The organism is Bradyrhizobium sp. 40, assembly GCF_023100925.1.
Lineage (GTDB): Bacteria > Pseudomonadota > Alphaproteobacteria > Rhizobiales > Xanthobacteraceae > Bradyrhizobium.
Window position 1 is genome coordinate 1,763,683 of sequence record NZ_CP064688.1, and the last position, 20,302, is coordinate 1,783,984.

Below are 20,302 nucleotides of genomic sequence, written 5' to 3' on the forward strand. Positions count from 1 at the left end.
ATGACTGGATCTTCGACCTTCGGCTTCATCGGTTTGGGCGTCATGGGTGAACCCATGTGCCGGCATCTCGTGCAGAAGACAAAGCAAAAGGTGCTGATCCACGACCTCAACGCGGAACCCGTGGCGCGACTGGTTCAGGCCGGGGCGGTCGATGCCGGCTCGGTTGCTGCGGTGGCCAAGGCCGACATCGTCTTCATTTCGATGCCGAGCGGCGAGCATTTGAAGAAGATTTGCGAAATGCCGGGCGGGCTGCTTGAATTTGCACGCGCCGGTCAGACCATCGTCGACCTGTCCACGAGCCCGCTGAAACTGACGCGCGAACTGGCCGGAGTCTTTGCCGCGAAGGGACCCGATTATGCCGATGCACCGGTCGCCCGGACGCGCGCGGCTGCCGAGGCGGGGACACTGGCGATCTCCGTCGGCGCTACGCCGGATGTGTTTACGCGGATCGAGCCGCTGCTGCGCTGCTTCGCTTCTGACGTGACTCATTGCGGCGACGTCGGAACCGGCCAGATCGTCAAAATTCTGAACAACATGGTCGTGGTGGGGACGGTGACGGCCCTTTGCGAGGCGTCCGCGATCGCGAACGCCGCTGGCATGTCGACTCAGACCTTGTTTGATGCCCTCTCCAAAGGCTCTGCCGACAGCTTTGCGCTGCGCAACCACGGCTACAAGGCCGTCGCGACACAAGAGTTTCCCGAGCGGGTCTTCTCGACCGACTACATGCACAAGGACGTGTCCTACGCGCTCGACATGGCGAGGGACGCAGGCATCGAGGCAAGGGAAGCGGCGCTGGGCGCGGCTCTTCTGACGGAAGCGTCCAAGGCCGGGTTTGGCGCGAATTACTGGCCGGTCATCGTGAAGGTCATCGAACGTGGCTCGAAGAAGTCGTAGTCGGCGCGTGAAAACGAAAAAGCAAAAAAAGCGATGGGAGGGTTCCGTGCGGGTGTTGTTGTTGTCGATCGCGTTCGCGCTGTCACATGTGAATTTAGCCGTAGCTGCTGAAGCCTATCCCTCTCAACGGATCACGGTCATCGCGCCGTTTGCCCCGGGCAGCGGGACCGATGGGGTGGCGCGCATTGTGTTTCAGCGGCTGTCGGAGCTGCTGAAGACGACGATCATTATCGACAACCGCGTTGGCGCAAACGGTGCGCTGGGAGCGACGGCTGCCGCGCGATCAGCGCCCGACGGCTACACATTGCTGGTTGGCGGAACGTCTACGCACGCCGCGAATCCAAGCCTGCTGAAATCGATCCAGTACGATCCCATCGCAGACTTTGCTCCGATTTCGCAGTTCGGCGTGTTTCCTTACTTTCTGATTGTCGATCCTTCACTGCCCGTCAAAAACGTGGCAGATCTCGTTGCGCTCGCGAAAAGCAAGCCCGGCACGTTGACGTTCGGATATGCCAATGCGCTTGGTCAACTGTCCGGGGAGGCGTTCAAGCGGCGGGCGGGGATCGACATTGCCGCTGTGCCTTACCGGAACAGCCCTCAGGTCGTCACCGATATTATCGCCCAGCGCGTCTCCATGACCTTCATGGACATGGCGCCCGCGGTCTCCCAGGTCGAGGCTGGCTCGGCTCGTGCGCTTGCCACCACAAATCCGGACCGCGCCTCGCTGTTCCCGCAAATCCCGACCATGAAGGAGGGCGGTGTCGCGTTCATCAACATATCCGCATGGTCCGGCCTGTTTGCTCCCAAGGACACGCCGCCCGAGATTGTCGCGAAGCTCTCCGAAGGTGTACGCGAGGTGTTGGCGGAGCCCGAGATCCGGAGCCGTCTTGCTGACATCGGCTTCGAGGTTCAGTGGATGGCCCCGTCCGATTTCGCCAGGCATCTCAAGGACGACATCGAATTGTGGGCCACGACAACGAAGGAAGCTGGCATCGAGCGCCAGTGAAAGATGGACATGTCCGAGTATGAAATCTACGCGATCCGATACGCGGCGAAGGAAGAGCGCCGCGCATCCGAGAACTTCATCGACAGCAGCGATGTGCCTGACGTTCCGATGCCGCTGGATTTTTTCGTCTGGGCGCTGGTTGGCCGGGACCGCACCGTGGTCGTCGATACCGGCTTCGACGAGAGGGCAGGCAAGACACGCAACTATGCAGTCACGCGCCCAGTCGCCGAAGGCCTCAAGCAGATCGGCATCACTTCCGATAGCGTCAAGGACGTCATCCTCACCCACATGCATTGGGATCATGCCGGCAATCACGATTTGTTTCCGCGGGCGCGTTATCACGTTCAGGAGCGCGAGATGCATTTCTGCACCGGCCGCTGCATGTGCGATGCCGAGCAGAAGAAGGCCTACAACGCCGAGGACGTCAGCCATATCGTCCGGCGGAATTTTGAAGGGCGCGTGACTCTTCACGATGCCAATTCTCATTTCGACGACGGAATAACCCTGCACTGGCTCGGCGGCCATACCGCGGGGCTTCAGGTCGTGAGGGTGAGGACGCGCCGCGGCTATGTGGTGCTGGCCTCGGATGCCTCGCACTATTACGCCAACCTCCTGCAGCGCCGGCCGTTCCCCGTGTTGTTCGACACCAACCAGATGCTGAACGGCTTTGCGGTGATCGAGAAGTTGGCCGATGGCCCGTTGCACATTATTCCCGGTCACGACCGGCAGGTGCTCTCGCTGTTTCCTCCTGCCCGCGAAGGGATCAACGGGATCTCGCGATTGGACGCCGATCCCCTCGGGGGCCCAGCCTAGCCATCAACCAAAGCCAGACCTCCCGTCCGGGATGAAACAGGCAATTCGCCAGTTGCGGAGACAATCGAGCATGCCAAAGAAATACGGAATTGCCATTGCCAACGAGACGGTCAGTGCTCCGAACCAGGAATGGTTCGCCGCCATAAACCCTTATACCCGCGAGGAATGGGCGCAGGTCGCGCAGGCGACCCCCGCGCAGGTCGCCGATGCCATTGCCGCAGCGCGACGCGCCTATGACTCCATCTGGAGCATGACCACGGGTCTTGCTCGCGCGACTTTGCTGAACAAGCTCGCCGATCTGCTCGATGAGCAGGCCAAGCGGATCGCCATCATGGAGAGCACCGACAACGGCAAGATCATCCGGGAGACGCACGGGCAGATGCACTTTGCCGCGCGCGCCTACCGGTTTTTCGCAGGCTGTGCCGACAAGATCTTCGGCGACACCATCCCGCTCGACCAGCGCGACGTGTTCGATTTCACGCGCCGCGAGCCGATCGGCGTCGCGGTGCTGATCACCGCCTGGAACTCGCCGATGGGCTTGCTTGCCAACAAGCTCGCGCCAGCGCTGGCCGCGGGCAATTGCGTCGTCATCAAGCCGTCCGAGCATGCGTCGGTAACGACGCTCGAGTTCGCCGAGCTGATTCGCGAGGCGGGCTTCCCCGCCGGCGTCGTCAATGTCGTCACCGGCAATTACAGGACGGGTCAGGCGCTGCTCTCGAGCGGCCGAATTGACCGTGTCAGTTTTACGGGGAGCCCGAACGTCGGCCGCCAGATCGCGGCGGAAGCAGGCCGGTGCCTTGTCCCGGTCACGCTGGAGCTGGGCGGCAAGTCTCCCAATATCATCTTCGAGGACGCCGATCTCGACAAGGCGACCGTCGGGGCTCTCGCCGGCATTTTCGGCGCGACCGGGCAGACCTGCATCGCCGGCTCGCGGCTCGTCGTGCAGCGATCCGTCCACGATGACATCGTGAAACGTCTCGTCGCTCGGGCGCACCAGATCAGACTGGGTAACCCCTTGGACAAGGCGACGGATATGGGGACGGTGGCGAACGAGCCGCAATTCGCACGCATCCTCAAATGCATCGGCGATGCCCAAAACGAAGGGGCAGTTCTCGCGTGTGGCGGCAAACCGGCGACGGGCGATGGTCTTGGCAACGGTCTGTTCATCGAGCCGACCATCTTCACCGGAGTCGAGAACAAGATGGCAATCGCTCAGGAAGAGGTGTTCGGACCCGTGCTCTCGATCATTCCCTTCGACACGGAGGACGAGGCGATCGGTATTGCCAACGACAGCAAATATGGCCTAGCGTCCGGAATCTGGACGACAAACCTGTCGCGCGCCTTGCGCGTGTCGAGGGCTGTCCACGCCGGAACGGTCTGGGTGAACACTTATCGCGCCTCCAGCGCAATGGCGCCGTTCGGCGGCTTCAAGGAGTCCGGCTTCGGGAAGGAGCGCGGCGTCGCGGCGCTGGACGAGTTCCTGCAGACCAAGAACGTGATGATCGATTTTTCCAACGAGGAGCGGGATCCGTTCGCCCTTAAGATGTGAGGTGCGGAGCCGCTGACGGCGTGCGCAGCTCATCGTGCGAATAGAGCGGCTTGAATGTGCCGTTTCCATCTCCAGAGCCGCGATCGGTCTTCTATAGAATAGCGGAGGTCGATGAGGTCGCCGTCGCCCTCAAGGCGTCCTCCCTGGACTCGAGCTCCGTGACCCCATGCGGTCGCGGAGCTCTTTTTCGCGGGTGGCCGGCTGCGGGCCTTCAGGCGCGGGGCGGTGAGTGTTCGACGCGCCCGGGCTGACGAGGCCGGCGCTCGCTCGCCTGAAAACGCATTATCCGGCAGCACGATGGCTGCGTTCATCCGCGGCTTCGCCGGATCTTCCTGCATTGCGAGTGTTTTCTAGTCACCGCGTTAGCAACGGCTGCAAAGCAGGTGCTCTTGCAGCGCCGTTCGGGCCATGATGAGGATCTCGTTGGCATGAACCGACCAGCTCACGTCGCGCAGCGCAACCAGTGCGCCGTACTGGACGGTTAAGCCTTCGACCCGCAGCACCTCGCCGGCACTCGTGCAGGTTCCCCCGGAATTTGCCACCCGGCTGGTCCATCCCTCGTTGTTCGATCGCAGCGGTGGACGCCGGTTTCATCGGCGGGCAGCTAACGGAGCAATGATTCGGATCAAATCGCGGGAGAAGCCTCGCAGCGGGGTCGTATTGCTGACGGACAGCGAAAACTTGTGCTGACTGGTTGCTTTCGACACTCTGGGGTAGCGCGACAGCATACCCTCAACCCGCCTGGCAAAGGCTGGTCTGCCGGCAAGCTCCTGCAGAAATGTCGCTCGGGCGCGTGCGCCTGTCAGGCGCGAAAACCGGCGCGCGGTCCACGCGATGCATGACCTAGCACTCGTTAAGATGTCCTAAAGCATCGATCCTAACTTGTTGTTTCCTTGGACTCACTAGGATGTTTGTGGGGGAGACCATGAACCACGAACTCATGTTCGCGGCACTGAACGCCACGAACGAAGCCATTCTACGTTCCGCGAGCAGCTCCGAACTTTACCAAAGAGTTTGTGATGCCGCGGTTCATGGCGGCCACATTCGAATTACAGCTGCCCTTTTCCCAAACAATACGGGGTCGCTCGACGTCGTCGCTGCAACGAGCGAGACAGGGTTCATTCCGCAAATCAGCATTTCAGTCGATGAGGCTTCAGTCCACGGCCACGGACTTGCGGGACGGGCATATCGCTCGGGGCACCCTGTTCTCAGCAATGACGTTCTTGGTGACGATACGCTGACCCCGTGGCGAGAGCATTCAATTGCTTGCGGCGTCGGTTCGACGTTGGCGGTTCCGATAGTCCAGCGCTCGCGAAGCATTGGCGTATTTCTATTCTGCTTCGCAGAAGCCAACTCTATCACAGCCGAAATAAGCGAGCTCCTCCAACGCGTTGTCGAGAACGTCGCATTTGCTCTCGAAAGGTTCGAGGGGGCAGAACGGCAAAAGGAGGCGGAGCGCGCTCAGCGCGAGGCAGAGGACAAAGAAGCTGCGTTGCACCGCATGTACATCGCGCTTTGCAAGACAAACGAAGCCATGATGCGGGCTGGGTCACGCGAAGAACTCTACGATCTGGTTTGCGAGGCAGCGGTTCTGGGCGGCCATTTTACCTCGACGACAATTGCCCTAGCTCAGCCGGACGATCACTTCTTGAAGATCGTATCAACTAAGGGACAAAATGCCGATCGGGTTCGCAGCACAGCGTTTTCGGTTTTGGCAGACCATCCCCAGGGTAAGGGACTAACCGGCACCTCGTTTCGTTCGAGAATGCCATGCATCAAAAATGAGTTCTTGAGCGACGCGGGGACGACTCACTGGCATAAGCTTGCCGAACGAGGTGGAACACGCGCTGGTGCGAGCTTTCCTCTATTCAGGGAGGGTGAAGTCATCGGAGTCTTGCTCTTCCTAGCCAGCGAGGAAGGCATCTTCACCTCCGAGATCGCTGAGCTCCTGGCTAGGCTGGCGGAAAACGTCTCCTTTGCTCTTCACAATTTTGATCGGACCGAGGCAAAGAAAATCGCGGAAGAGCGCATCCGCTTCCTGGCGACCCACGATGCTTTGACAGGTATCCCTAATCGCTCGATGTTCAACACAATGGTCTCAGAAGCGCATCAGCGCGCGAGCAGAGCGCCGGGTAGCCGGTTTGCCGTTCTCTTCGCAGACCTTGACCGGTTTAAAATGATCAACGACTCGTTCGGTCATACTGCCGGCGATCAATTGCTTATCGAAGCATCCAAGCGGATGCGTGCAAATATCCGGGCTGAGGACGCGCTCGCCAGGCTGGGCGGCGACGAGTTCGTCGTTTTAGTTGACCAGTTGACCGGCAAAGATCAGGCGACGGCGATCGCCCAACGGCTTCTGGAAGCGCTCGAGTCACCTTTCCTCCTGTGTGGTCACGAATGCCGCATCACCTGTAGCATCGGAATCGCGATCTTCCCCGATGACGCCTCAGATCCTGAGGAGCTCGTCAAGCAGGCGGACACTGCAATGTATGCGGCCAAGGCAGGTGGAAAGAATGCATATCGTTTCTTTTCGGCGGAGCTGCAGTCGCATTCGCTGAAGCACCTCGTTCTCGAAGCGGACTTGCGCCGTGCAATGGAGAAAGAGGAGCTGTTTCTCCACTATCAGCCGAAGGTAGATACCGCAGGTCGCATTGTCGGTGTGGAGGCGCTTCTACGTTGGAAGCATCCCCAAAAAGGATTGATAGCCCCCGCAGCCTTCATTCCGCTGGCCGAGGAAACCGGTCTGATCATTCCGATTGGCAGGTGGGTATTGGAGACAGCTTGCCGACAGAGCACCATCTGGCAGTCACGCGGATTGCCCGCGATCTCTATGGCCGTTAATCTCTCGCCGAAGCAGTTCACCGATCATGAGTTGCTAGGATTTCTCGACGGGGTTCTACGCGAAACGGGGTTGGCTCCCGAGCTCCTACAGCTCGAGGTGACCGAGAGCATGGTGATGCAAAACGTCACGCATGCGACTGCGGTCATGCAGGCCATCAATCGTCGCGGTGTTCGTCTGGCAATAGACGACTTCGGCACGGGCTATTCGTCTCTCTCGTTGGTGAAAAGCTTTCCGATTGACACGATAAAGATCGACCGTTGCTTCGTTGGAGAAATTGGCCAAAACCCTCAAGACCGCGCGATTTCCGCAGCCATCATCACGCTCGGACGGGCGCTTGGTCTGACCGTAGTTGCCGAAGGGGTGGAGACCGCCGAACAAGACTCTATTCTAAAGGGTTTCAACTGTCATGAATTTCAAGGCTTCCTGTTCAGTCGCCCCGTGTCGGCCGACGAAATCTCGCGGTTGTTAGATGGCAGCCAACTCATGGAGCACCAAGCGTCTCCCTGCATCGTGCCGACGGGCGAGAAGGAAGCATCCAATGTGCTTGGCGTTCCAGCTTTTGGCGAAACCGTTTAGTCCATGTGACCGACGCGCGGAGGCTTCGCGATGTTGGTGAGCTGTCTGGGTGGCTTCGCCATCATGGAAGACCTCGAATGCGACATGGCAATCCTAGCGAACAGTGGCCGCGACTGGGCGGACCGCACCAAGCGTCTTGGCGTCCGACTTCCGATCTCGACCTCTTCTCACCCCGCCTGGTCGAGCGCTTCATTGGCGGATGGAGATCGCAGCCAAGGAACGGGCAGTGCTCGCCAATGCGCCGAATTCGGTCCAGAGCGCGGAAACGGATACTGCTCTTAGCCCCTGCTTATTATCCGGAATCCGGATGGCGACGTGGTCTCGGCGTGCTTCACACACCTGGCGCGGTACCGATCAATGATGTTGCGGCAGAGGCCAGCAGTATCGCTCCGAGTACATCCCGGCCGCTCAGGCTAAAGCCCGTGTGCCGTATCCCTGAATTGCACCTCGGCAGTATGGGCTCCGACCCACTTCGTCCGAAGCCGCCCGGTTGCCGAGACGCCGGGATTGCCCCACGGTGAGACGACCGCGAAGCCCATGCCGGCACCGAACGACGGGAGAGCGAGCGTCAGGGAAAGACGCTGTAGCCCCCGTCAACACGGCCGCTCCGGAAATGCCGGCTACCGACGGCTTGACTTGGTCTGCCACGGCAGAGGCATCATGGTGTTCGCCACCGTCGCTAGAAGCGCACCCGCGGCTACGGCACTCACGGTGCAATGACCCGAAAGGCAGCGCCGTCCAAGGGATAAAATGGGCAATCGTCCGGTTTAAATTGGCGACCCGCCGACGGCGGGCCGCCCGGTGAGTCATCGCATGCCGGTGCCGTAAAGCTGGCGTTCTCTGCGAACTTCCTCTGCGCCATAAGGCTGTGCAGATGGATCGTAATTCTTCCATCCTGCCTTCTGCCAGGCTGCGATCCGGTCGCGCAAATTGACAGCTGACTCGTTCAGGATCGCTTCGTATCGCGCGCGGTCCGCGTCCGGCACACGAGCGGACACCAGCGTACCGCCGCGCCGCACACCTTCGGCATAGAGCGGAGCTTCCTCATCGGATACGCCGGCCTGCGTCAGTGCCCCGACGACGCCGCCCGTCGCGCCGCCGGCAACGGCACCAAGCGCGGTCGACGCGAGCCATCCGGCCGCCACGACCGGACCCAAGCCGGGGATAGCCAATAAACCGAGGCCCGCGAGCAAGCCGGCAGCGCCACCAAGACCTGCGCCAAGGCCCGCACCCGTAGCCGCACCTTCCGCCCGATCGTCAACCCCATCGCGATCGCGATCGACCTTCTTATCGGTGCTGTACCAGTTATCGGAATTGTTCGCGACGATGCTCAGATCCGAATGCGGCACGCCCGCGGCCTCCAGGCTGGTCACCGCGCGCTGCGCATCGGAATAGTTGTCGTAGAGACGTGAAATCGTAATGGTCATCTTGAATCCTCTCATTCTTTACTGCTGCGCGCAGCTTACTTGGCAGCGTTCACGTTGCCCTGGAAATCCAGACTGACCGCGCTTGATGCACCGCCTTTACTGGCCTTTCCGCGCCAAACGCCGTTCTTGTCCTTCTTCAGGGATGTAACGTTGGTGTAGCCGGCGTCCTCGATCTTGGATTTGGCTTGGCCCTCGGTGAAGCTGTTGGCTCCTGCCACCGGCTTGCTGGAATTGTTCTGGCCTGAACTGTTGACCGCATTATTGTTTGGCCGATCGGCCGCCGGCGGGTTTTGCGCAAAGGACGGCCCGGCCAGGAGCGAAGCAGCCAACAGCAGCAGAAGAAATTTTTTATTCATATCGCGATCTCCAGTATTGGGATGGTACAACATAGGCTAGCCCGAGAAGTTCCAAGTTTTCCCGGTCTTCCGGCTTGGAGCCAGGTGCGTCGGCGTTAAGAGAGATAAGACGAACGTCTTAGATGAAATGGGGAGAGTGCGTGGCCGCTCTAGTTCGACCATCCAGATCTTCAAAAGCAGCATGGGGCTGTCGCGCCGCATGTGTCGCATATTCGTGCTGAGTACATTCGGGCCCCTGCGGCCGGAGTTTGCGCGCAAGGCCGTAAAAGCCGCGTGCATGCAGAAAGGCCTGACTCGGGAATTGGTGATCACCGGTCATGCGATGTCGGAATGACCGGCCGGCTTGGATTTTGTCATCTTGTTGCCTGCGATTCCAAGCTACCGATACTGCTGGCGACCGATTTTACCGACATTGAAGGCGAATTGCCGATAGAGCTTCCGCGGCTTTCAAAGCCGTCCACGCAGGAGCAGCTGTCGATGGAGATCGCGGCGCTTTCAAAGAGCGGAAGAAGTGGTAGCTCGGTGACAATGCGCGGATACACGAGCCTTGGACAGGCTGTACGAAGGCCGTCGAAGGTAGGCATACCGGGGCAATTTTCCCGGACGAGCCAGCTGCGACAAAGTGTCGAAGAGGCAAGCGTCTTTGGAGTCGACCAAGCGTGCCAACGACTATAGTCGTTCTTGCTGAATGGCCAACGCAATCCAAAAGCTCATTGCCGCGCGGCTTCTTCGCGCAACTCAGGGCGGAAGGGCACTCTCGGCTCCCTGCAAATAGTAGCCGGCACGCAATGCATAAGTTACACAGAATGGGCTGTCTACTGGTGCGTTTTCCGCGAGTTTTGCGGTTCCGTCGCCGCATTTCCCGCTAACCGGCATTACTCTCCCGCCGAGGAGTACGATGTACGACGTCTATGTAAACAAGAGAAATGGTCTGCTTATTGTCGCGCGCGGCCGTTCCCTTCCGTCGAAGGCGACCGGCGTCTGGCGCAAAAAGAGGACAGTCCGGTCTGTCAGCAATCAGATTAGCGACGACGTCCGCCTTGTCGGCTATCATTCACGCAATCTAGCGACTAACCCAAAAGCCCGGTCAACTATCCCGACCTAATTCGATCATTGGAACTGCATCCAAATGAGGGCGCGCGGTTTACAGACCATCATCGCAGGCATAACAGCATCGCAGGCATAACAGCGACCTCCTTCCGGCTGCACTATCAGTTTTGGTCCGGCTGGTCGCGACTCATTCTTCGGTGGTGTTGAAGCAACCGATCGATGCGAAGGTACCACTGCTCGTACCGTTAACCCAAAAAATCAGGTCGCCTTGCTGCCGGCCAAATGTCGTCTACGCTTGAAGCCTCGGTCTGGAGCAAGATGAAAGTGATCAGGTCGTTGTACTTGGAGTGATATGTCTAGGTGGCATCGGAGCTATCGCTGCCGCTGGGTCCAAACCCGCTCCGTTATTGATGACGTCAATCACCTATCCCGCCGTCGCAGGCAACAAGGCTGATCGGCTATCGCTAGTCAGCACCCAACTCATCCAAAAAACTGTCAAGAAGGTGGTCCTGGCGTCCATGCCGCCCTCCGAGCCGCCGACCCCACCTCAGCCTCAGCCAAAAGAAGTAGATAAGGCGAGTGCGCCGGAGTTCATTCCCCGCCACTGGCACGACCCTAATGACACCCGCGTCAGCGCCAGGAAGGTAAAGGCGGAGTCTAAGAAAAGTACATCGCGAAACGCCTCCGCCACAAAGTTGGCTGATGCGCAAGAGTGCCGAGCAGATGGCGTAAGCTCCATGCTGCGCAAGCTCAACTTGCAGGCCGCCTGCTCCCGCTAATTCCTGCGGAAGGAATTGTGCGCTGCGTCTAAGCTTGGCTTTTCCGACTGCTGAAGTGAAATGGCAGGCACGTTTCGTTGCTGCCGCGGACGGTTCTCATGCATACTCGCTAATGCGCGGCTGAACAGCTCACCAGAATGGCTGAAACAGTTTGTGCTTCAAGGGAGGACAACGATGCGTGGTTCTTACGTCAACTTTGTCTATTCGACCGCAATCACCGCGGTGCTTGTCGCGGCGATCTCGTCAAACGCAAGTGCTCAAAAGAAATACGATCCCGGCGCAACGGACACGGAAATCAAGGTGGGCAACATCATGCCGTACTCTGGTCCCGCATCCGCATATGCAACGATTGGAAAGACCGAAGCCGCCTACTTCAATAAGATTAACTCCGAAGGTGGCATCAACGGTCGCAAGATCAACTTCGTCTCTTATGACGATACTTACAGCCCGCCCAAAACGGTCGAGCAAGCCCGCAAGCTTGTGGAGAGCGACGAAGTGCTGCTGATCTTCAACCCCTTGGGCACGCCCGGTAACACCGCAATCCAGAAGTACATGAACTCCAAGAAGGTGCCGCAACTATTTGTCTCGACCGGAGCAGCCAAATGGAACGACCCGAAGAACTTCCCGTGGACCATGGGATGGCAGCCCAGCTATCAGGTCGAAGCTCGCATCTACGGCAAGTACATTCTGCAGAACTACCCCGGTAAGACTGTCGGTGTGCTTTATCAGAATGACGATTTCGGGAAAGACTACGTCACCGGCTTGAAGGATGGCCTCGGTGACCAGGCCAGCAAGCTTATCGTTGTTGAGGCAGCATACGAGACGAGCTCGCCTACTGTCGATTCTCAGGTGGTGCAGATCAAGGGCGCAAACCCTGACATCTTCGTCAATATCGCAACCCCGAAGTTTGCCGCTCAAGCCATCAAGAAAGTCGCCGAACTAGGGTGGCATCCCGTGCAGTTCTTGACCAACGTCTCTGGTTCTATAGGTGGGGTCATCAAACCTGCGGGCTTCGAGGCCAGCCAGGGCATCCTCTCTACCGCATACCTCAAGGACCCCAAGGATTCAGAGTGGAAGAACGACGCATCGATGAACGAGTGGCGGGCTTTCATGACGAAGTGGTACCCCGAAGGTGATCTCGACGACTCTGCGACTGTCTTTGGCTACGGTGTGGCTAAGGGCCTGGAGCAAGTCCTCCGTCAATGCGGTGACACGCTGACCCGTGAGAATGTAATGAAGCAGGCAGCCAACCTCGATTTTGAGATTGGAATTTACATTACGGGCACACGTATCAAGACAGGCCCTGACGATTTCGCCCCGATCGAGCAGCTCCAGATGATGCGATTTAAGGGAGAAAGCTGGGAGAGGTTCGGGCCGATCATGAGCGGTGCGCGAGGATCCTGATCCTATTTTGCGGTTGTACTTTGGCCCGCACCCCTCGTTCATCGAATAGGTGCGGGCCAGAGCAACCGACTGTCATTCTGTTCAAGAAGCTTTTGAAAATCGGTCAAAGCATCCAATCTACGAGAGAACAATGACGCACGCTGAAGTCGAGACCGAGTTGCTCGCCTTGCGTTCCGAACTCAATGAGCAAGCTACCAGAGCTAAATCTCGCGAGATCGAGTGGCGCAGGCTTGGCTTAATTGCGAAGGGAAGCGGTATATTAGCTTCATTGACCGGCCTCGGGTTCATCATTTCCAATCTGATGATCTCGAAAACGCCGTCCAATGGCAATTTTCACGACCAGCTTGTTATGATGAGTATATTTGATCTTACTTGCCGTTCCCCTGATGCTCATAGGACAGGCTTTGCACAAGTCGCCGCAACTGGTCATCGGACGATCCTGACCGGTAGAGTTTCGGCGGCCAGGGTCGAAGTGACGTGCCGCACATACAGGACCCCAGTGAGTTCTCATTGTATTGGCACAGACACGCAATAGTGTGGTCTGACTTGGGACCACGAACATGGCAAGCTTTCGTACAGGGCTCTTCGCCATCGCAACTGCGGCCGCAATCGTTTCGACCGTAGGCTCGGTCTCCACTGCAAGTGCTGGACCGTATGATTGGATGAGCAATAAACCTTATGTTGCTTGCGTGCAGCAGGCTTACAGCCGCGGCCAGGTCATCACCCAGCTCTACGGTCATACGGCCGGTGTGTGAGCTGCTGCCGGTTTTGATGGACACGGGGTTAAGCTAATCCCACCTTGCGCTCGAACTCAACCGGGCTGACGTACCCGATCGTCGAATGACGGCGGATGCTGTTGTAGAACCGCTCGATGTAGTCGAACACATCTGCCTTGGCCTCATTCCTGTTGCGATAGGTCTTGCGCTCGGTGCGCTCGGTCTTCAACGACGAGAAGAAGCTCTCCATCGCTGCGTTGTCCCAAACGTTGCCGGATCGGCTCATGCTGCAAACGATCCCACTGTCTGCCATCAGGCGCTGGAACTGTTCGCTGACGTATTGGCTGCCGCGATCGGAATGATGCATCAGAGCATCCGGCTTGCCACGCCGCCAGACTGCCATCAACAGGGCATCCGCAACCAATTGCGCTGTCATACTGGAGCTCATCGACCAGCCGACCACCCGGCGCGAGAACAGGTCGATCACGGTCGACACGTAGAGCCAGCCCTCGGCGGTCCAGATATAGGTGAAGTCGGCGATCCACTTCTGGTTTGGCCGGTCGGCCACAAACTGACGATCCAGAAGGTTCGCCGGCACGTTCGCAATCTGGCGATCGCCTTGGTCCTTCGGCGGGCGCCGGCGCCTTGGCCTCGCCCGCAAGGCTTGCTGGCGCATCAGCCGCTCGATCCGATGCAGACCGCAGTCGACGCCGTCTGCCAGAAGGTCTCTCCAGACGCGCCGGGCGCCGTAGGTCCGGTCGCTGGCAACGAAGCTTGCCTTGACCCGTTGGCCTACCGTCTCGTCGCTTCGGAATCTGGCGCTGGGCGATCGGTTCAGCCAGGCATGGAAGCCCGACCGGGATACGCCCATTGCTTCGCATAGCCATGCCACCGGCCAGATGTTCCGGTGCTTCGCGATGAAGCCGAACTTCATGTCGCTTCCTTCGCGAAGTAGGCCGCGGCCTTTTTTAGGATGTCCCGCTCGGCTTTCAGCTTTGTGACCTCGCGCCGCAGCCGCTCGATCTCCAATTGCTCAGGCTTCATTTGTCCGTGGCCGGGGAAGGCCTGCACAGGGTCGGAGCCGAACTCCTTAACCCATTTGCGCAGCACGTTCTCATGGACGCCCAGATCGCGGCCCGCTTGTGCCACCGACACCCGCGTTCCCTGACTAGCTTGACCGCCTCGACCTTAAACTCTCGACTGAACTTCCGTCTCTGCATGACCACCCTCCGGCTTGATAAAACACCCAATCTCGGTGTCCATCAAACCGGCAGCAGCTCATTAGCAGGGTGTATCTTGATGGAGGTCTCGATGCCCAGGCACTTCGGTTTGAAGGCAACATCGGAAGTCGCACGGTCGGCGTTCACGGGGTCGTCCAGCGCTTCGCCGGACCGGATTGCCTCGGCGTCTGCATCGAAGAGCCATTCTCCGGACAGTTCAGCAGCGTCAAAGCACTCTTCCCCATGCTCGGAGCTGCCGTACTCGCCTGCGAGCTGGCGGGGCTCCCATGGTCGGCGGTCCATCTCAGCAAACTGAAGATGCACGCCACCGGCAAAGGCAACGCCAAGAAGCCTGACATGCAAGCAGCTGCGAAAGCGCGCTGGGGGAAAGACCTCGGCGAGGATGAAGCGGACGCGGCTTGGGCCGGCGCTTTCGCGTTGGACCTCAATCTATTCGGGTAGCAGTCAGCAAAAGGCCCCAGCCCCTGGGGGGGAGGGGCTGAGGCCTCGGGAGGGTCCCCGCGCTGTCAAGGACGCGGCGACTGAACAGAAACCTGTCCCGCGATCTGCCGTTCCTAAAAGGACCGGGGCCACTGACTTTCATCAGCGGCCCCCCGGGTCTCTTTAAAAATTACGAAATGAAAAGGGATTGCCAGCCCCGGTCTCATTATCCTCGCTCCAATATTTCCATTAGGCAATCTCATTTTGGCGTTCCCGAAAAGGAACCATCTACTTAGCTTTGCTCGCCTAGTACGCGGCGGATGCTCTGATCAGGGAGGCGTGGTCGGTGCAACGACAAGCGCCGCTCCGCCCCGATCATGGGTACCAGAAAACTGCGTCATTTCCCTGCTGGTCCAAACCGGATCAGCCGGGAGGGCCTGGCGATGTATGGCCCGCGGGGGAAGGTCGCCACGCTCAATCTAAATCGACAAGATATGCTAGCACCAAGTCTTCTGTCTGAGTTTTGTCAGCTGCGCTTCGATAGATGACAATCTCGGCTTCGTCGGCTCTGCGAACTGTCAACTTGGCCGTCGAGGAGCAAAGCGGGAGGCCGTTCGATGTAATGGTGGTCAAGTCGTCACGAACCCATTCCTCTTTGCACAACTCGAAGGCTTCCCGGAATTCTTCGCCTCGAACGCGAACGTAGCTTTGCCGTCAACGTCCATCGCGAACACCGACCCGAGAAAACAGTCATTGGCACTCACTTTTCATCAGTATCGGACAAGCGGCCGCGCCACGAGCGTTTTGCTTGGCTTCACATTTGCTCACCGCCGCATTTCGCGAGGTATGTAGGTAGTGTAACCGGATCGACCCGCAAGCAACGACCGGTCGTGGCTAGCTTTGCATCTAAGTCCTTGCAGCCAGTTCGAACGGCCAATGACTAAGTGACGTGATGGCCGAGGTCGCTGAGGTCCTTCGCTGTCGCGGAACCAAGCACCTCGCTCACCGACACCCTTACTGGCGTAATTTCCGGCTATGTCGGCAATCCCATCGATGGTCTTCAGGCCAATCATAGGTCTCGAACTCGACTCCCCGCGCGCGAAGCTCAAGCACCGTTGCTTCGATGTCCTCAACCAACCAGCCCATTTGCGTATGGGTACCAGATTGCAGTCCGGCTGAGACGAATATTGCAAACTCGCCCCCCGCGCAGACGTAGCGGAGCCCGCCTTGGCGCTGCTCGACCGGATCAAGCCCGAGTTTTTCCGAATAGAACGCCCGCGCCCGATTCAGGTCCTGGCTGGAAGCCGGCTTGCCACTTTGGCGTCTTGGGCGTTTGCTGCGAATGTGAAAAGTGACGCAAGTGGAGGCGGTTCAGTACACTCCCATCGGTGGTTGCCCAGCGTGGGTGCTCGGTCTAGGCTGGTGCTATTGCTCAAGCGAGGAGACAGACGTGGCGACAGGTACTGTGAAGTGGTTTAACTCTTCCAAAGGCTTTGGGTTTATTCAGCCAGACAACGGCGGCAAGGATGTTTTCGTGCACATTTCCGCTGTCGAAAAAGCGGGACTGAGCACTCTCAACGAGGGTGCGAAGGTGAGCTACGAGGAAATGAGCAACCGCGGTAAAACGTCGGCCGAAAACTTGAGGGTTGGCTAGCGATAATATGCCCGCCGGTTCACGCTGGCGGGCCTATTGGCTAAAGCGGACTTCGCTTGATTTAGGGTCGACCCGTTATAGTCTGAGCCTCATGGCACCCGTGCATCCAGATCTGGATGCAGGACGAGGCTCTCCTGAGCACTGGCTTCGTTGCGGGAGCCCATAAAGACCGCCGGTGTCGCCCCGCGATTGACTGCTACATGCGGCACGTTAGCAGGGATGAAGACATAGTCGCCGGGCCGAACGCTGTCGCAATGTTCCAGCTCCTTTCCGGTCCAAAGCTCAAGGACATCTCCGCTCATCATGTAGAGCGCCGTTTCGTGTTTTGCATGTACGTGCGCCTTGGTGCGAGCTCCGGGCGGGAGCGCCATCAAGCCGAGCCAGATTACCTGCGAGCCAGCTGTTTCCGCACTGATGCCTGGCTGATAATCGGACCCTTGTTCAGTCCGGTATCCTGACGCCCCCTTTACCACCATACCCCGTTCGCTGGGCAGGAGATTCGGTAACGTCGCGGTTGCGCTGCTCATGATTGGCTCTCCTGTCTCGTGTGCGGCAGTATGATCTCCCGGAGCCGATGGGGAGTCCTTAAAGGCGTTCCGAAAACTTCCAAATTGTTCCAAATGGCCGCTACGCAGCCTGTCGTACACAGGTTAAGCTTGCGGCATGAAATTCAGCTTCGGTCCGTTCGTCCTGGATACCATGCGCGGCACGCTGACGCGCGACGGACGCCTTGTGCCTGCCAACCAAAAAGTGGTCGCGCTACTCACTGCGCTCTTGCGGACGCCGGGGGAGACGGTGGGGAAGACCGAGCTCATGGACGCGGCGTGGCCTGGCGCGGCCGTTGAGGAGAGCAATCTGTCGGTTCAGATTGCGGCATTGCGAAAGTTACTCGGAGGCAGGGGCGACGGCGGCGAGTGGATTACGACAGTGCCGCGCGTCGGTTACCGTTTTGCCGGCTCCTTGTCGGGCAGTGACAGCAGCTGCTTGGGCTCAGGTCAGGAGGTGCGGCCGCTAATCGCCGTGCTGCCTTTCAGCATTGCCAGCGACGAGGTGGGCAAAGAGTATCTTGCGCACGGTATCACCGACGACATTATAACGGCGCTGGTCCGCTACCGGTGGTTTCGTGTGGTGCTGCGCGCTCTGGCTCTCTCACAGGGCGAGGGACTAATGGATGGCGCAAGTGCCGCCGCTAATACGTCCGGCGTGCACTATGCGCTGCATGGCAACGTACGACTTGCGAGGCAGAGGCTGCGCATTTCGGCACACCTTATTGACGCACAATCTGGCGAGCATCTTTGGGCCGAGCGCTACGATTTAGCGATGGCCGATGTCTTCGCGATTCAGGACGAGATTGCTGAGCGCGTGGTCGCGGCGATCGAGCCCGAGCTCTTGAAAAGCGAATCGCTCCTCGCGGTCACCCGCCACAGCGGCAACGTGACCGCCTGGGATCTCGTGCGGCAAGGCATGTGGCATTTCGACAAGGTGACGCGAGAGGGTCATCGTGCCGCGCGCGAACTATTCCGCCACGCTTGCAACATTGATCCTGAATTACCTGAAGCCTACAGCTGGCTCGGTCGGGTTAGCGCAGGCTTGATTGCTTACGGCTGGACTGACGACGCGAGCGCTGATGGTCGGGAAGGAGTAGCGGCTGCCACCCGTGCGATTGTACTGGATCCTCGCGATCCGTATTCGCATTACGCGTTCGCCATTGCGCACTGTTATGCCGGCTCTGCCAACACTGCTGTGCTTGCGGCGCAAAGTGCGATAGGGATTAATCCGAGCTTCGCGCTTGGCCACCTCGTTCTTGGCATGGCGTTGCTCTTTGATGGCGACGCTCGACGCGCTATCGCACCGCTTGAGCATGGATTGACGCTGAACCCAAACGATCCGCAAAATGTCGCTTGGTATGTGCTTCTTGCATACGCGCAACTGCTTGCGAATGACCCCTGCGGGGCACTCGATAGCGGTAATCGCGCGCTCGCTGTGCGGCCGCACTTTCGCCCTGCATTTGAGGTCCAGGTTTATTCTGCGGCTGCCCTGGGTTGCCTGGACGAGGCAAAACGATGGCTCGCGCGAATGCACGAAGTCGGCGGACCGGGTAGCTATTTCGTGGTACCACTTAGAACAAACAATCCAAGCTACGACGTGCGCATTACAGAATTGACTAAAGAGGCGGTGCTATAGCCGTGGACCACCCGCCCAGCCGTTCCCATGTTGCGTCCTCGCTGTCCGCTTCTGGCCCGAACGCGAAGTCTAAGCAGCGTCCCAGGTGGTCGGCTCATAGTGGATGACCGGAAGAAACCCGCCGGCAGTCCTAAGGGCGTTCATGACCCGTTGCAGACGAACCGTCTCTCACTCAAAATCGCGCTGTTCCAGCGTCTAAACCAAGTCCAAGGCGTCCGGCAGTGACGTAGATCGAAGGATTCAACGCGATATGCTTGGTGGCGGCCTGCACATCGCGAACGGCGCGTTCCAGTGCGCTGGTTTCGAAGATCGAGCCTGCGCCGGCCTCCGTCGCCACGCTGTCAACGATGCGACCTGCGGTCTCGCCCGCATGGGCTGCGGCCATCCGCAATCTCAGGCGCGCGTCGACGAGGCGATGGCCGCCAATATCAGTCGCAGTCATCAGCTCCGTCATCGCCTCGAGAAGGAATGCTCGTGCGGAGTTATGCAGCGTCTCGGCGCGACCGATCACTGCCTGCACGACTTCCCGATCGCGCATGAGACCGGCAGTCCCGAGCCGCCCCTTGTTGCCGCCCGCCAGCTTTGCAAAGCTCTCCATGGCACCCCGTGCGATGCCCAGTGGCACCACTGCAATCGTCCAGGCGAATGATGAGAGAGCTGGAATGCGATAGAGCAGCCCACCTTCAGCGGGTTTGTGGTCAATAAACGGATGCATCCATTCGGCAGGAACGTAGGCATTGTCGACTTCCCAGTCCGAACTTCCGGTGCCGCGCAAACCTGAAACGTGCCAAGTGTCGTGAATCGTGACCTGCTTTCGTTCGAAATAACAGCAGAAGCGCGGCTGGTCAGGCGCCTGATTTCCGCCCATTGTCACCAAACCCATGAAGTGGGTGCCATGCGGTGCGCCACTTCCGAACGGCCATCGTCCCGAGACGCGGACTCCGCCATCGGCAGGCATGGCGGTCCCTACGGCCCCCGTTGCACTCACGATAAACGTGCGGCGGTCTTCGAACCAGCGGCACACCACTGCAGAAGGCAAATAGCCCCCGACGCGGCTCATACCGCCTCCATTGCCAACCAGCCAGCCGACAGCTCCGTCGAGCGCTGCTGCGCGTTCTACGACGCTCATGAAGGCGAGCGGCGACAACTCAGGGCCGCCAAGCGATGCGGGTAGCCAAAGCCTGAAGAACCCTCCATCGGCCAGCGCTTTAACAACGTCTTCATGCAGTTGCCGTTCACGATCGAATGCCGCCCGATGTTCGGCAATCAACGGCTGGATATCTTGAAGAGCCTCCAGAAACGGGGCTGCACTGTCATCTTCCCGCATAAGTCCATAGTCGGCATTTGCTTCCGGGGGGCAAGTCTGAACATTTCATGTTCAGATGAGATGA

At 59.1% G+C, this 20,302-nt stretch carries 15 protein-coding genes and 1 pseudogene; 9 read left to right on the top strand and 7 right to left on the bottom strand.

The genetic code is table 11. The features are described 5' to 3' along the window. The 4 genes from IVB40_RS08440 to IVB40_RS08455 all read left to right on the top strand — a co-directional run bounded on the left by IVB40_RS08440 (position 1) and on the right by IVB40_RS08455 (position 4,262). Positions 1 to 894, top strand: a complete 894-nt coding sequence (locus IVB40_RS08440; RefSeq protein ID WP_247439270.1) for an NAD(P)-dependent oxidoreductase — start codon at positions 1 to 3, stop codon at positions 892 to 894. Positions 895 to 940: 46 nt separating this feature from the next. Continuing rightward, the gene (locus IVB40_RS08445; RefSeq protein WP_247439272.1) at positions 941 to 1,900 is read left to right on the top strand and encodes a tripartite tricarboxylate transporter substrate binding protein; all 960 of its coding nucleotides are present in this window, start codon (positions 941 to 943) and stop codon (positions 1,898 to 1,900) included. A gap of 9 nt (positions 1,901 to 1,909) precedes the next feature. Continuing rightward, positions 1,910 to 2,713 (top strand): N-acyl homoserine lactonase family protein, encoded by an 804-nt coding sequence (locus IVB40_RS08450; protein ID WP_247439274.1) that lies wholly within the window; start codon positions 1,910 to 1,912, stop codon positions 2,711 to 2,713. A 70-nt stretch (positions 2,714 to 2,783) separates the two neighbouring features. Beyond that, positions 2,784 to 4,262 carry an aldehyde dehydrogenase gene (locus IVB40_RS08455; protein ID WP_247818600.1) on the top strand — a complete coding sequence of 493 codons (1,479 nt, stop codon included), beginning with the start codon at positions 2,784 to 2,786 and terminating at the stop codon, positions 4,260 to 4,262. Between the two features lie 362 nt (positions 4,263 to 4,624). Here IVB40_RS08455 and IVB40_RS08460 read toward each other — a convergent pair whose 3' ends face one another. Further along, the gene (locus IVB40_RS08460) at positions 4,625 to 4,765 is read right to left on the bottom strand and encodes a hypothetical protein (protein ID WP_247439287.1); all 141 of its coding nucleotides are present in this window, start codon (positions 4,763 to 4,765) and stop codon (positions 4,625 to 4,627) included. A gap of 422 nt (positions 4,766 to 5,187) precedes the next feature. Here IVB40_RS08460 and IVB40_RS08465 point away from each other — a divergent pair, with 422 nt between their 5' ends. After that, positions 5,188 to 7,680, top strand: coding sequence for an EAL domain-containing protein (locus IVB40_RS08465; RefSeq protein WP_247818601.1), 2,493 nt, complete (start codon positions 5,188 to 5,190; stop codon positions 7,678 to 7,680). 806 nt (positions 7,681 to 8,486) lie between these two features. Here the strand turns inward: IVB40_RS08465 and IVB40_RS08470 are convergent. Then, complete coding sequence (locus tag IVB40_RS08470) at positions 8,487 to 9,107, bottom strand: general stress protein (RefSeq protein WP_247439299.1); 621 nt, start codon at positions 9,105 to 9,107, stop codon at positions 8,487 to 8,489. Between the two features lie 35 nt (positions 9,108 to 9,142). Further along, complete coding sequence (locus IVB40_RS08475) at positions 9,143 to 9,463, bottom strand: hypothetical protein (protein ID WP_247439310.1); 321 nt, start codon at positions 9,461 to 9,463, stop codon at positions 9,143 to 9,145. Between the two features lie 2,003 nt (positions 9,464 to 11,466). On the opposite strand from IVB40_RS08475, the gene IVB40_RS08480 reads away from it, so the two are divergent. After that, positions 11,467 to 12,696: an ABC transporter substrate-binding protein gene (locus IVB40_RS08480; RefSeq protein ID WP_247439301.1), complete on the top strand. Its 1,230-nt coding sequence runs from the start codon at positions 11,467 to 11,469 to the stop codon at positions 12,694 to 12,696. A gap of 783 nt (positions 12,697 to 13,479) precedes the next feature. Here the strand turns inward: IVB40_RS08480 and IVB40_RS08485 are convergent. Further along, positions 13,480 to 14,632 (bottom strand): annotated as a pseudogene (locus IVB40_RS08485) (IS3 family transposase). A 69-nt stretch (positions 14,633 to 14,701) separates the two neighbouring features. On the opposite strand from IVB40_RS08485, the gene IVB40_RS08490 reads away from it, so the two are divergent. Beyond that, a complete protein-coding gene (locus IVB40_RS08490) occupies positions 14,702 to 15,094 on the top strand; it encodes a hypothetical protein (protein WP_247818602.1) in 393 nt (130 codons plus the stop codon). Positions 15,095 to 16,087: 993 nt separating this feature from the next. On the opposite strand, the gene IVB40_RS35865 is transcribed toward IVB40_RS08490, so the two are convergent. Next, a complete protein-coding gene (locus IVB40_RS35865) occupies positions 16,088 to 16,417 on the bottom strand; it encodes a VOC family protein (RefSeq protein WP_346283296.1) in 330 nt (109 codons plus the stop codon). A gap of 106 nt (positions 16,418 to 16,523) precedes the next feature. On the opposite strand from IVB40_RS35865, the gene IVB40_RS08495 reads away from it, so the two are divergent. Next, on the top strand, positions 16,524 to 16,727 hold the full coding sequence (locus tag IVB40_RS08495; protein WP_247435801.1) for a cold-shock protein: 204 nt from the start codon (positions 16,524 to 16,526) through the stop codon (positions 16,725 to 16,727). Positions 16,728 to 16,816: 89 nt separating this feature from the next. On the opposite strand, the gene IVB40_RS08500 is transcribed toward IVB40_RS08495, so the two are convergent. Then, complete coding sequence (locus IVB40_RS08500; RefSeq protein ID WP_247435796.1) at positions 16,817 to 17,254, bottom strand: cupin domain-containing protein; 438 nt, start codon at positions 17,252 to 17,254, stop codon at positions 16,817 to 16,819. Between the two features lie 136 nt (positions 17,255 to 17,390). Between IVB40_RS08500 and IVB40_RS08505 the strand changes: the two genes are divergently transcribed. Continuing rightward, complete coding sequence (locus IVB40_RS08505) at positions 17,391 to 18,911, top strand: winged helix-turn-helix domain-containing protein (RefSeq protein ID WP_247435793.1); 1,521 nt, start codon at positions 17,391 to 17,393, stop codon at positions 18,909 to 18,911. A gap of 172 nt (positions 18,912 to 19,083) precedes the next feature. On the opposite strand, the gene IVB40_RS08510 is transcribed toward IVB40_RS08505, so the two are convergent. Beyond that, positions 19,084 to 20,238 (bottom strand): acyl-CoA dehydrogenase family protein, encoded by a 1,155-nt coding sequence (locus tag IVB40_RS08510; protein WP_247435790.1) that lies wholly within the window; start codon positions 20,236 to 20,238, stop codon positions 19,084 to 19,086. Positions 20,239 to 20,302 lie beyond the last annotated feature (64 nt).

What these genes read in the sequence shown, in the direction of transcription:
- IVB40_RS08440 (WP_247439270.1), top strand. Translation starts at nt 1, where the DNA reads ATGACTGGATCTTCGACCTTCGGCTTCATCGGTTTGGGCGTCATGGGT.
- IVB40_RS08475 (WP_247439310.1), bottom strand. Translation starts at nt 9,463, where the DNA reads ATGAATAAAAAATTTCTTCTGCTGCTGTTGGCTGCTTCGCTCCTGGCC.
- IVB40_RS08450 (WP_247439274.1), top strand. Translation starts at nt 1,910, where the DNA reads ATGTCCGAGTATGAAATCTACGCGATCCGATACGCGGCGAAGGAAGAG.
- IVB40_RS08470 (WP_247439299.1), bottom strand. Translation starts at nt 9,107, where the DNA reads ATGACCATTACGATTTCACGTCTCTACGACAACTATTCCGATGCGCAG.
- IVB40_RS08500 (WP_247435796.1), bottom strand. Translation starts at nt 17,254, where the DNA reads ATGAGCAGCGCAACCGCGACGTTACCGAATCTCCTGCCCAGCGAACGG.
- IVB40_RS08510 (WP_247435790.1), bottom strand. Translation starts at nt 20,238, where the DNA reads ATGCGGGAAGATGACAGTGCAGCCCCGTTTCTGGAGGCTCTTCAAGAT.
- IVB40_RS08505 (WP_247435793.1), top strand. Translation starts at nt 17,391, where the DNA reads ATGAAATTCAGCTTCGGTCCGTTCGTCCTGGATACCATGCGCGGCACG.
- IVB40_RS08480 (WP_247439301.1), top strand. Translation starts at nt 11,467, where the DNA reads ATGCGTGGTTCTTACGTCAACTTTGTCTATTCGACCGCAATCACCGCG.
- IVB40_RS08465 (WP_247818601.1), top strand. Translation starts at nt 5,188, where the DNA reads ATGAACCACGAACTCATGTTCGCGGCACTGAACGCCACGAACGAAGCC.
- IVB40_RS08455 (WP_247818600.1), top strand. Translation starts at nt 2,784, where the DNA reads ATGCCAAAGAAATACGGAATTGCCATTGCCAACGAGACGGTCAGTGCT.